Origin of the sequence: Pseudomonas sp. Root329 (assembly GCF_001424925.1) — a bacterium.
GTDB lineage: Bacteria > Pseudomonadota > Gammaproteobacteria > Pseudomonadales > Pseudomonadaceae > Aquipseudomonas > Aquipseudomonas arabinosi.
In genome coordinates this window covers 37,885-51,355 of the sequence record NZ_LMCV01000020.1, presented here as the reverse complement: position 1 = coordinate 51,355, position 13,471 = coordinate 37,885, and the positions used below count along the sequence as shown (strand labels likewise).

2 protein-coding genes are annotated in these 13,471 nt (G+C 57.1%); both read right to left on the bottom strand.

All coding sequences use genetic code 11. The features are described 5' to 3' along the window. Positions 1-52: 52 nt before the first annotated feature. Positions 53-538, bottom strand: a complete 486-nt coding sequence (locus ASC74_RS17120; protein WP_056742674.1) for a hypothetical protein — start codon at positions 536-538, stop codon at positions 53-55. Further along, a complete protein-coding gene (locus ASC74_RS17115) occupies positions 538-13,452 on the bottom strand; it encodes a hemagglutinin repeat-containing protein (RefSeq protein WP_082555842.1) in 12,915 nt (4,304 codons plus the stop codon). The genes ASC74_RS17120 and ASC74_RS17115 overlap by 1 nt, the downstream gene beginning before the upstream one ends. Positions 13,453-13,471 lie beyond the last annotated feature (19 nt).

Genomic DNA, 13,471 nt, shown 5'->3' with positions numbered 1-13,471 from the left:
CTTTTTCGTTGCCAAGCAACTTGACCAACACATCTTAAACACCCGAGAAAAATCACTGACAAGTGATGAGCATATCTTTTAATTCAACCGAAGACGGTAAATCAGCTAACGCTTTCTCGTCGAGAAACTCCAGCTTCTCTGCCCACTGATAACAACGCCCCCTTCCACATAGAGCAGCGACTAATCGCATTAATATTATAAAGTCGACATCCATACTCTCTCCTTCCAACTCAAAAACCATGAGAACCTTTGCATCCACCTCATCACAGATCAGCGAAGCATGATTATTGACAAACTCCACCAAACTTTCATCCCGTAAAATCTCGATCCTAATAATCGGTGCAAGCCCCTGCCGAGAGCTCCAAGCAGCATTCAACTCCCACTTGTTAATCTTGAGATCAATAAATATTGAATCAAGCATACTTTCGTCACTTTGAAAATGAGTTGTCGGGACATCGCCCCACGCCTCACTTAACCACTCCCGCCTTTCCGGGAGTTGATCATTCCGATCAAAAGCGACAACAAACTTTCTCTCCATCACATATTTCCTGTTTCGATGAGTCGTTTAAGCCCTTTCTCAGCATTTTTAATTAACTGATCTCTTGCAGATTGGGGCAGCCGCTTGAATTCCTGGTTTATTTGCGGAGCCAGTGGCAAATTAAGGTCGGGTCTGAAGTCAACAATGGAGTCCTTACCGCCACCCGACTGAATTTGCAGCTTTCCGTTCGGTTCGATATCGACCCTCAAAAGAGATTTCTTCCCGTTGATCACTGCTTCTACTGGCCTGCCAATCGTCTCACTGGCCTTTATATCACCCGCTCTGGAGCCTGTAGTAGCCTTCCCCTTATTCGACGTTGCCGCAACGGAATAAGCCTTGCCTGCGAGGGACTTGACGCTGCCCATCGCCAGATCGATCAGCCATTCGGCGGTCAGCACATACGCATCGCCCTTCAGCGGACTGCCATCCTCCTTCTTTTCGGCATGGCTCTGTGCAACTTCATCACGGGGTATGTCGGTCAGCGTCGAAGTGGCTGTGATGGCGACACTTTCCTTGTACGCATCAATGTCATCCCCGAAGAAAAAGCGCAGCAGTACATTACCCGCGACGCTGACCAGCGCCTTCCCTGGCCCCATGAGTGCCTGTGCACCGATCAGGGCAATTCTGGCTTCCGCAGGCGCAAGAGAATCAATGAAGGCCTTGAATGTGCCGGTTCGAATGAGGGCAGCTTCCCCCATGGTAATGCGAGGCTCTACCGTTGTTGAAGCCAACTCAATCGCGCCCGGCTGTCCTCCCTGTGTAGGCGGAGTAGGGGATTTTGGTGGAGCTTGCACGGTCTGGTTACAGGTCCCCAGGCTTTCACATCCGTCCATCATGAGGTTGTAATCAGCCATGGCCTTAGACCACTTCACCATTGCGATCATGGTCTCTGGCCCCAACCGCTCTACTTCAGAAGGGTCGAGACCAAGACGGACCAAGTTCTTACTGACCGCCAGCGCTTGCTCTTTACCAAGCCCCTTTATGGCTTTTTCTGACACTTGCGATATATCAAGTCGAACAGCCTGGATTTGCGCGTTGACAGTCTTCAGCGATTGAACAACTTCGAGGGCCTTTCGCGTTTGGTTCTCTCTGAGATTGACGACACTTTCTTTCCAACGGTTCAACGTATCGAGTGGATGGCTGACGGAGTCAATCGACGAACTACTGACATACAGATCGGTGCGATGCTCCTCATCCCGAGTCACTTCGTACGCTTTATTCACGTCACGATTGAGCCCGGTCGTGGAGTCCTCGCCCGTCACCTTGTCATGACGCACGACAACCTGCCCCGCTCCGACGGTAGCGTTAAGGGTCTGCTCGCGATCCTTTGTGTAGTTGTAACCCTCCACCGCCCAACTGTTTTTATCCCCTCCTTCCATGCCTTTATTGGGCTTGTCCGCCTGAGCCCCGCCGCTACTGCCGTAGCTACCGCTGACATTGAGGTAGTAACCGTGCTCGTTGTCCTTGCCAGTAATATTGCGGAAACCCAAAGTGTCTGTGTCGAGTTTAAGATTGCCGTTATCAGCGGAAATCACCGCACCATCGAGTTGGGTGTGGTTTTCTGTACGGATATCGACTTTATTTTTGCCGCTGATGACGGTCTGGTTTTCGACCCAGTTGGTTTTGCCATTGGTTTGGCCGTAACCCAGTGAGCCGCTGGCCGTTACCCCGAAGCTGACTGCCACGGTGAGGCTGGCATCGAACTCTTTGCCTTCGACCTTGCCGGTGTTAGGCACCGATGTCACGGTGAGGTTGCGCCCGACATCACCAATCACTTCGTCACCACGTAATGTGGCACCCGCGATCGTGGTATCACGGCCACTTTCGAAACTCAGACTATTACCTGCGTACAGATAGGCTTCCTGCTGCTTGACGCCTTGGCGGTCAAGATCGCCTATACCGACGTTGGCAGAGCCATAGACCCCAAAACCGTCCTGGCCGGCAATGATGCCGCCTTCTGCTCCCCAGCTGCGACGAGTGTTTTCGCTGCTGTAGGCGTTTTGTGCCGACAGGATGTTCAGGTCGTTGCCGGCCTTGAGTTTGATGTCCCTTTCGGCGGTCGCCTGTGTGCCGATGAGCGTCAGATCGTTTTTTGCGTCCAGGTTGACGCTGCCACCGGCATTAAGTTGCGTCGCCGTAGAGGTGCCTTGACTCGACTCTCCCTTGTTGCCGGCATTACTGATACCAACACCCAGTTTGAAACCGCCGGTGGTGCCACCCTTGATGCCGCCCTTGCTTTGGGTCTGATTGTCCTCACTGTTTTCTGCACCGTGCGCCACATCAAACGTGATGTTGCGCCCTGTGACATTGATGTCACGCCCTGCATTGAATTGGCTACCTTTCACGTTCACATCATTTTCAGCCTCAAGCGTGATGTCACCACCGGCAGACAGGCTGGATGGACGATGTGTCAGCGAGGTCTGGGTCTGGGTCTGGCTGGTGTTTGAGCTACCGATATGCCCGTCGAACTTCGGCCCGCTGAAAAAATTATCCAGCGCATCGACCGACTTCAGGACGCTCGAGCCCTTGCTGACCCCATCCTCACCTTCGCCAGTGCCTTTGAGACTATCAACGGTGTTGCCAAAGTTGTAAGCGACAGTCGTGGTACTGCCCGTACGTTTCACGCTGTCACGGGTGGTGACGATGCTGGCTTCTTCCGCCGCATCAATATTGATATTGCGACCGGCTTTGAGATTTATGTTGTTTTCGGCTTCAAGGTCGGACCCTTGCTGGTTGATATCACGGCCGGCAGTGACATTGAGGTTCAATCCAGCATTGATAGAGCTGCCCGCGGCGGTGTAACCGCTGCTGTCGACACCATGCTTGATGATTTCATTACCAACAAACGTGGTGTACCCGTTGTTATCGACGGTTTGCTTGAGGCCGAAGCTTTTGTCGGTTTCCCAACTGTTGCTGCGCTGCCGGTCGGTAGAGGCGACCACGTTGACATCGCGGCCAGCATCAAGCTTTGCGCTGTTATCGGCACTGATGCCGCTGCCAATGATATTGATGTCACGGGCGGCATTCAAAATCGCGTCATGCCCTGCATTGACCTGACTACCAACACTGTTGGAACTGACGACTTCGCGTCCCTCCTTGTGTGACGCATTGAAGGTAATGTCACCTCCGAAACTTGGTGTACCGACCGCCCACCCCATTGCATCCTTGAGCGTCAGGCCAAGCTTTTTCTTGTATTCCTCGGCACGGCTGTAAGCCAGATCATCGGCGGATGAAAGCGTGATATCCCCCGTTTTATCCACCAGTCCAGCATGCAATTCGGCATCGTTGCCGGCATTGATTGCACTCGCGTTCAATCGCACATCGCGTCCAGCGAGCACCACGGTGTCGTGGCCCGCACTCAACTCACTACCGACCTGAGTGACGGTCGTCTGGAGCTGGCTTTTGCCGCTACTCGACATACCGAACAGACCGGTTTTGGTCTTCTTGCTGTAGTCGCCTGCTTCCTCGGTAGCAGATAGCACCGCGACATCGTTTTTGGCACCCACAACCAAATCATTACCAGCCTTGAACTGGCTGCCGATAATGGTGACGTTTTGCCCGCCATTGAGGCTGACACCTCCGTACTGGTCCTTTGAGGTGTTGACGGTCAGGTCGTGTCCGGCCTCAATAACGGAGGCTACGTTAGTACTCTCGTAGCTCTCCTTCTGAGTGGTGGTGCTGCGCCCGAACGAGCCGTTTTTCTTCTTGTAGTAGTAAGAGGAACTCTCGTCTTTTGCCGAGGCCACGGTGATGTCCTGCACCGCATCCAGGCTAACGTCTTCCTGGGCCTTGATCCGGCTTGCGATGATGCCCAGGTCGTTGCCGGCACTGATTGCGACATCACGTCCGGCATTCAGAACAGTGGCCTGCTGCGAGGTGCTGTGACTCTCCTGAGCGCTTTTCTTGCCCCGGGCGACGTAGTCGCTTTGATCCGCTGCGGACGTCAGCAAAATATCGTTGCCGGCATCCAGGTCAATATCACGCTTGGCATCAAGTCGACTGGCGACTGCAGTGATGTTTCGATCTGCACTGATCGTAAGATCCCGACCAGACGTCACCTCAGCAGCATGCTGGGTAATGGTCTGGTTGAGGAAATGGCTGCCACGCGCATTGGTGCTGCGATCCTGGACTGAGGTGATGTTGACGTCACGATCGGCAGTGAGCTCAAGATCACGCCCGCTTTGCAAAACGCCACCAATGTTGTTGATGTCACGCCCCGCATTGATACTCAGATCGTTAGCCGCCTCGATCCGTGCCGCGTTATCGAGATAATCGCGATGCTGCAGGCTTCCACCCCGACGGACATCAACACCGGTCACGTCACGCTGGTTGATCACATCGCCATTGGTTGCCGTCAGACTGACGTCGCGACCGGAAATGATCCCGCCCGATTTGTTGACGATGTTATTGCCCGCCTTCAGCGTCAGGCGATCACCCGCCTCGATCAAGCCGGTGTTGGTGAGGTCGTTGCCGGCCTCGGCCGAAAGGTTGTTGGTGGCGCGCAGGGTGCCGGCGTTGTTCAGGTCCTGCCCGGCGATCAGCTTGACGTCGCCGCCCTGGATCAATGCGCCATTGGGTGCCAGACGATTGTTCGCCTGGGCCAGGTAAAGCACCGGTACCAAGACTTTTTCACCGTTCACTACGTGCTCTTCGAGCCAGACGATATCGTGGGTCAGCGCGGCAACTTGCTGTGCGGTGAGGGTTACGCCCATGGACAAGTTCAGTTGGTCCTTGCTGGCGATGGCGTTGTTCATCAGGTACTTGAACATCGCTTCGTCGGAGGTCTGACCGTCGAGGAAGCGCTGGCCGGTGCGTGCGACGATCGATTGTTGGACCAGGCGTTGCTCAAACAAACCATCGCCCAGGCGTTTGGCGCTGGTGTCCGGATCGTAGCCGAGGTTCGCCAACAGGTAGTCCGAACTCATGAATTGCTTGAGGTTGGTCAGTACCGGGTTGGTTTCGATCAGATATTTGTGCGGATTGGAACGCACGCTGGTGTCAGGCAGTCCCTGTACACGCGGCACGTTGAAAGAAATGTTCCCGCGATTGGGCAACAGCACACCGACCGGACCGTCACCGGCGGCGGCATTGACGTTGATCAGCGCGGCCTTGTTGTTGAGATTCACCGACGGGCGACTGGCCAGGGCCAGCTCGCGATTTTTGACCGAGACCGGGTCGTTCTTGTCGAACTGGAACTCGGTGGCTTGCCTGACAGGCATGCCGTCCGAACGCTGCGTGGTACCGGCCGTAACGGAACCAATAGTCCAGCTCTGCCCGGGTACGATCGTTTGCTCGGTGCCGCCTTTACCGCTAAGGCGGAACAGGCCGTTGTCTCCCGTTGGCAGGGTGAAGCCAGGCAACGTCAGCGGGTTGACTTGTTGTTGGGCCAGATCCGGTGGCAGCTGAGAATTGATGCTGATGACGGTCGGGGTAACTTGACCGGCAAGTTGCGTAGACCCCAGACGAGAGACGCCGGCACCCGCGGCTACACCGTCACGAACCACACTGTTGGTCAGGTTCTGAGTGGCGTTGATGTAAACCTTGCCACCGGCCTGGACGACAGCATTGGCGTAGCTCGACGGGCCGTTGTAAGTAATGGTGTTTTCAGAGAAGGCGGCGTTTTTGACAAAGTCAGGAGCTTCGCTCCTGACTCCATCACCGTAATGTGGACGTGTAAACTCGTAGCGCCCTTCATATTCCACCCATATTGACCCAAACCTAATGTAACGAATCGCCTCACCACCACTGGAACGCCCCCCTATGCGCTCGAGAGACTCAACGCCTTCGCTGTTCCATACACGCAAGTTTGGACTGATCAAAAGTCCATCCCTATACCCGGAGGGACCCGGATCATAAGACGGGTCATTGGCAGCGTTGTAATCCATGATCGCCCGCCACTGATGCAAGGAATCCTTCGCCCCACCAAGCGAGCGTCTTATGCTGTAATCGCCAACCGCCGCCCCCTGGTTAGTGAAGTTCTGCAGATTTAACGACAAGTCGTTTCCTGCACTGATAGTGGAGGCGTTATTCAGTAGCTCCCGACCGTTACCCGTAAAGTTTCGACCTGCTGTCAAACTGGCAGATGCCGAATCCTGAATGATCTGAGATTGGTAGTTTTCCACCCAAACCAGATATCCAGGAAAATGAGGTTGAAAGACATCAAACGTTGAACATGAGTAGCACTGCAGCCCAATTGCACCCGAAACCAGCCCGCCACCGGTTACCTGAAACACATCCTTGCGGTTCTCGATGTGATCGGCCGCCAGGGTCATATCGCCGACACTTTCGATGGTCGCCGAGATGTTGTTAATCGATGAACTCCAGCCATTGCTGTCATCCCGGGCGATGCTGATGTTGCCCAAGCCATAGATGTCCGCGTAGCGGTTGGTGAGAGTCCCCACCCGCAGGGCCATGTCTCCACCACTGAAAATCAGTCCATTCTGGTTGAGCAATGAGTTGCTGCTGATGCGCAATTTGCCGGCACCACCGAGGGTGCCGTTGTTAGTCAGCGAGGCGGCATTGACAGTCAGGCTGTCAGCCGAAGTGATTCGACCAAAGTTGTTCAGACTGCCACGACTGGTAACCGTGGAAGCCGAAGCGCCGGTGATACTGGCCGCAGCGGTCAAGTCAATCTGAGAGGCCGTAAGCCCCAGATTCCCGACACTGCTGACCCGTCCGTTTCCGCCGTACGCTCCGCTCAAGTCGAGACTGAAGGTGCCGTTACTGGCCAGCAGGCCTTCGTTGGACCAATTAACCCCGCTGCCGATGAAACTGTCGGCGCCCAGCAACTCACCGCCTGCGGTTTGTATCAAGTTATTGACGTTAACTCGCAACCGCCCCGCCTGAATCACACTGCTGTTAGTCCAGCTATCCGCGTTCAACGTCAGCCCACCACGCGTCACCAGCGAACCGCCAGCATTCATGACGTTGGCTGTCGAAATGTCGAACTCACCCACACCCACATGAGTCACGGTACCGCCCGCATTCAAGAAGCTCGGCGTCGCGAGGGTCAGGTCGGTGTTGGCGGTTTCCACCAGGCCATTGCGGTTATCGAACAGGCTGCCGATCTGAAAGTTGGTTTTCCCGCTGATACCCAGCGCACGCAGTTTGCCCGTCTGGTTATCGAGGCTGGCGGCACGCACTGCGAGGGTGCCCGCGCTTTCAATCAGGCCGCCGCGGTTGGTGAGATTGCTATCGAGAACGACGTCGATACCATCGCCGCTGATCTTGCCGGCGTTGTTGTTCAGTGTGCCCCCAATAACCTTGACCTGGCCTTTGGCGTAAATCCCGCCATTGCTGTTATCGATAACAGCATTGCCAGCGTTAAGCAGAATGTTGCCGGTATTGGCGGCGATGCGTCCGCCGTCGCTGTAGATTCCGCCCAAGGCCTGAAGGTCGAGGCGATTGCCTTCGATCTTGCCGCCCTGGCCGTTGCGCAATACGCCCGTCAGGCGGGTCTGCAGCAAACCTTTGAGGCTCGACAGCACACCGGCGCGGCTGTCGAGACTGGCGGCGGTGATGTTCAGCTCACCGTTCTGGGCGATGACCTTGCCGCCCTGGTTGTCGATGGCGCCGCCCTTCACGTCCAGGGTCAATGCGCCCTGGCTTTGCAGCGCGCCGCCGGCATTGTTGAGGGAAGCGGCTTTGACATTGAGGCCTGCATCGCGACTGGAGATCAGGCCGCCGGCGTCGTTGCGAACACTGCCGGTGGCGGTGAGGTCGAGCTGCCCATTGGCAGCCACGGTGCCCTCCTGGCTGTTATTCAGGTTTCCAGTCAACAGGCTCAACAAACCTTGACTGAGCAGTTGGCCGCCCTGGTTATCGATGCTGCTGGAACGCTTGATCACCAGCGGCCCCGTACTGCCCAGCGCGCCTTTGGTGTTGGTCAGCATACCGAGCAGATCGAGGGTGACGCTGTCTTCACCCACCAGGCTGCCGTTGCTGTTGTCCAGGCTCGTACCGGTGAAGGTCAGCGCTTTGTTCGCGGTGATGTTCCCCGACGCGTTGTTCAAGGAGGTCGCGTTGATATCCAGTGTGCCGCCGCTTTCGATCAGGCCACCCGATGCGTTGTTGATTGCACCTTGAGTCATTGTCAGCGTCTGCTTGCCGCCACTGGTGAAGATGCCGTTGCTGTTGTCGAGGCTGGCGGCAGTGATGGTCACGTCGCCTAAGCCCGCCAGGCCGCCCTTCGCGTTGTTGATCAGCGCACCGCTGAGGTCGATGTTCAGATTGCCGAGCAGGCTGGAGAGCGTACCTTCCTGGCTGTTGTCGAGGCTGCCGCCGGCAACGGCGAGTTTGTTCCAGCCGGAAACCAGGCCGCCCTGGTTATTCAGTCGGGTGGCGTTGAGGGTCAATTGATCATTGCTGATCAGGTTGCCGCCACGGTTATCCAGCGTGTTGCCGGTCAGGCTGAAGCTGTGGACGCTGGAGATTTCGCCTTTCTGGTTACTCAGGTCACGCAGGTGCGCAATGCTCAACACGCCCTTGGTGTTGATCAGGCCGTTCTGGTTATTCAGGTCGGCAGGTGCTGCACCCAGATCGATGCTCAGGCCAGTGCCGCCCAGCAACGTACCGCCCTGATTATCCAGACCGTTGCTGTTGAGGGTGAGCTGTCCGGCCGCTTTGATCAGGCCTTTGTTCTGGTTGACCAGTAGGCCGTCGACGGTCACTTGCAGATCGCCATCGCTGAGCATTGTGCCGGCGCTGTTATCCAGACTGGCGGCGTGAACTTGCAATGCTGCGGCGGCAATTTTGCCTTTGACCGAGGTCAGCGCTTGCTCAATACGCAGCGTGAGTTTTTGGTTGCTGAGCACCTGGCCATCGCTGTTATTCAGCTGTTTGGCGACCAGTTCGAAGGCCTCTTCGCTAGAGATTTCACCATTGCGGTTGTTCACAACGGCGAGGTTTTTCAGCAGCAGTTGACCGGGCGCGCTAATGAAGCCGTCCTGGTTGTTCAAGGCCCCGCCGTTCAGGTCAAGGCTCAAGGTGCCCTTGCTGAAGAGCTTGCCGCCTTGCTGATCCAGGGCACTGACGTTGGCAACCAGCGCGGTGGCCGCGCCGATGCTGCCGCCGGTGTTGGTGATCTGGCCGGCGCTCAGTTCCAGGCGGTCGCCCGCGTAAATACTGGCCTGGCTGTTATTGAGTGCGCCGGTGGTAATGCTCATTCCACCTTTGCTGCTGATCGCACCTTTTTGCTGGTTATCCAGGCGGGTGCTGGTGAGGGTCAGGGTGGTGTCGGTCAGCAGTTTGCCGCCTTGGTTGCTGACCGCGCCTTTGCTATCGATTGTGAGCGCCTTGGCGCTGGAAATCGTGCCACCGTTGTTGCTCAGGCTCTGGGCATTGATCGCCGATTTACCTTCGCTGACGAGGCTGCCCTGACTGTTGTCCAGATCCGAAGTGAGGTTCACCGTGAGGTTGTTCAGCGTGGTCAGTCGACCGCTGTTTTCCAGCATCTGCCCGGTCAGCGTCAGCCCGGTATCTCCGGACAGCAGCCCTTTATTGCGGTTGATGACCTTGTCTACGGTCAGTGCAAGGTTGCCGCCGGCCAGGATGTAACCGGCGTCGCTGTTGTCGAGTAGTTGGCCGATCAGTGTCACATCAGCCTTGCTCGACAGTTCGCCGTTACGGTTATCGATGTCATCGACGGTCAGTTTCAGCGCTTTTGTGGCCCCTACCAAACCCTCCTGGCGGTTATCGAGGCTGGCGGCTTTTACAGTCAGCCCGTCATCGGCAATGACCACACCGGCCTGGTTATCGAAGGCGTCGGTAACCGTCAGATCCACTTCGCCGCGGCCACGGATTTCACCACTGGCGTTGTTCAGGCTGGCACTGCGACTGTCGAGGCCGGCGGAGGCGATCAGCCCTTTGACGTTGCTCAGTGCACGGTCGATGGCGAGGGTGAGTTTCTCGTTGCTCAGCAGCTTGCCGCCGTCGTTGTTCAGGCTTTGCGCAGTGAGGCTGTAGGCTTTGGCACCGGAGATTTCGCCGCCGCTGTTGTTCACCTCCTTGAGGTTTTTCAACAGCAACAGGCCCGGTGTATGGAGGTTGCCACGCTGGTTGTTCAGCAGGCCGTTGTTCAGGTCGAGGGTCAGGTCGCTGTTGCTGAACAGCTCACCGCCATCTTGATCCAGGCTCGTGACTGAGACGTTCAACTGCTGCTGACTGCCTATTTGCCCGGCCGAGTTATCCAGGTGTTTGGCGGTCAGGTCGAGAGTGCCGTCAGTCGCCAGACTGCCGCCCTTGCTGTTGTTGAATTCACCCGTAGTGACAGTCGATGCCGCCTTGGCGCTGATGATGCCTTTATCGCTGTTATCGAGACTGGCGCTGGCCAGCGTCAGACCTTTTTGCGAAGCGATCAAACCACCCTGGTTTTGCAGGGCTGCCGCTAAGTTGAGCGACATGGCTTCGAGGCTCGAGAGTTTGCCCAGTCCGTTGTCCAAGCTGCCGCCGTTGAGCACCAGTGTGCCTTCGCTGCTGATCAGACCTTGCTGGTTGTTCTTGATGCCGTCGAACGTCAACGCGAGGTTGTTCTGGCTGACGATCTTGCCGCCCGAGTTGTCGAGCCCGACGCCACTGAGCGTGTTCGCGCCTTTGCTGAAAATCAGCCCGGAGGTCTGGTTGATGATCTGATCGACCTTGAGTGCCAGCGTCGTGTCAGAGAGCACTTTGCCGCTGTCGCTGTTGTTCAGGCTCGCACCGTTGATGTGCAGGTCGGCCTGGCTGGACAGTGAACCGCCACGGTTGTCGATCTGATCGACGTTGACCGTCAGCGATTTGAGCGACGCGACCAGACCTTCTTTACGGTTGTCCAGCGTCTTGCCGGTCAACTTCAGATTGCCTTCGGCAACCAATTCGCCAGCCTGCTGGCTCAAGGTATCGATATTGGCTTCGATGTCACCCTTGCCGGAGATTCGGCCGCCATCGTTGGCGACTTCTTTGGCTTTGAGGGTGAGCGGGCCGCTGGCCGTCAGCAGGCCACCGTTGCGGTTGTCCAGTTTATTGCCGTCCAGGCTCAGTGCAGCCTTGCTTTCGAGCCGGCCTTTGTCACGGTTGTCCAAGTCAGTGATCAGCAGCTTCACCGCCTGATCGGCACGAATCACGCCGTTGCGGTTGTCTGCGTTGTTGCTACTGACCGTCAGTGTGTTGATCCCGGAAATCTTGCCTTCACGGTTGTCCAGGCGCGTGGCCTGCACATCCATCGCGCCGTTGGCCTGTATCAACCCTTTGCTCTGGTTGTTCAGGAGACCGCTGACTCGGGTGGTCAGTTGGCCTTCGCTACTCAGCTTTCCGTGTTGGCTGTTATCGAGGTTTTGTGCGCGGACTGTCAGCGCTTGTTTCGCCCCCAGGGTGCCGCTGACGTTGTTAATGCCACCACTGGCGGTGATGTCCAGCAGGCGCCCGGCTGTCACAAGGCCGGCGACGTTATCCAGCGAGGTTACGTTCAGGACAACATCAGCCAGGCTGCTCAGCTCGCCGCTGCTGTTGCTCAATCGGCCGACGTTGCCAGTGAGATTGCCGGTGCTGTTGATCACGCCTTTCGAGTTCAGCACCTGATTGGCATTGAGGTTCAACGTGCTGTTGCTCAGCACTCGCCCGTTGTTTTGATTGTCCAGGGTTGCGGCGGTGATGTGGGTGCTTTGCCCGCTCAGCGTGCCGCCCTGGTTGTTCAAGGTCTGTGCGGTGTTGATGGTGAGAGTTCGGCTGGCGACCAGGCTTTTGCCGGTGTTGTTGATATTCTGCGCACTGAGGCTCACATCGCCATTGGCGTTGCGGTTACCGTCGGCGTTGACCCCGGCCTCGATGACGCCGCTGTTGGTCAACTGACCGCCGGCGCTCAGCACGATGCTGTCGCGGGCGGCGAGGGTTTGCTGGTTGCTCAGGTTGCCTTGGGTTTGTACGTTTAGCGCCGTGCCCGCGTAGACCGGACCGCGAGCATCGAGACTGGCGGCTTTGACATTGACCGCGCCGTTAGTCGCCGAGGTGTCGACCAGGCTCAAGTGGCCGTTGGCATCGAGCTGAATATCGCCACCACTGGCGATCAGTTTGCCGTCAAGTTTCACCCCGACACCTGCCTCGGTGCCCACCAGTTTGATCGCCCCGGCGTACATGCCGCCCAGGGCCGAAGAGTCGATGGCCAATTGCGGTTTGGCACTGCCGTCATCGGCGCGAGCGGTGGCATTGAGGCTCTGTGCATTGACGTCGTTACGACCGGCGACAATCGTCAGGTTCTTCGCCTGAATCTCGGCATTGATCTTCGCGCTGCGGGTGATGATTTCGAAGCTGTCGACGTTGTTGGCATTCAACCCGGCACCGTCGATGGAGACGCTGCCCTGATCCACCTGAAAGCGATCCAGTCGACCGTTGTCCAGCACCGGTTTGCCGGTGGTCAGGGTCACGCGCGGCGTGTTGATGAAGCCGCAACCGTTGCAGCTGATGCCGTAAGGGTTGGCGACGATCACGCGGGCTGACTGCCCCGCCACTTCGGTGTAACCGCGCAACTGGCTCGGGCTGCCGCCGATCACTTCATTGAGGATGGTCTGCGCGGCGACCCGGTTGGTGAGGTTGGGGTTGCCGACGATGATGCCGCCCAGTTGTGTCGCGCCGGTCTGCGCGGCGACGTTGTTGAGGATCACACCCTGGGTGCCGACGTTGTAATCGTGGAACTGGTTATGCGACAGCCCGGTGCCATTCGGCGTGGCGATATTGACGATCGGCACCCCGTTGCCCGCCTGACCGAGACTGGTGCCCGGCGTGGCCACAACGATCCCCTCGGCCTGCGCCCACATCGGTTGCCAGAACATGACGTTGGCCAAAAGGAACGCCAGTCCGCGCTTGGGCATGCCCCAGAAGTGCTCGTGGGTTTTCACAGCAGCAGAGGGCTGACGGCTCAGGAAGGCGATTTGGCGGGCGTCCATGTCAAAAGTCTCGATGAGG